This is a genomic window from Olsenella uli (assembly GCF_901212655.1).
Classification (GTDB): domain Bacteria; phylum Actinomycetota; class Coriobacteriia; order Coriobacteriales; family Atopobiaceae; genus Parolsenella; species Parolsenella uli_A.
Genome location: NZ_CAAKON010000048.1, coordinates 2930 through 3167 on the forward strand (window position 1 = coordinate 2930; position 238 = coordinate 3167).

The following is a 238-nucleotide window of genomic DNA, read 5'->3' on the forward strand; positions in this document are numbered from 1 at the left end:
TAAGGTAAGCGCCCCATTTGGTCACCACGGGATCATCCCCGCATGCGCGGGGAGCACGGGCCGGTCGCTCCGGTTTCTCCCTTCGCGCCGGGATCATCCCCGCATGCGCGGGGAGCACGGAAGATTGCCTTTTCCGGGTTAATTGGCTGGAGGATCATCCCCGCATGCGCGGGGAGCACCCCACTTAGATACGCGCGCATGGTCGGTGACCGGGATCATCCCCGCATGCGCGGGGAGC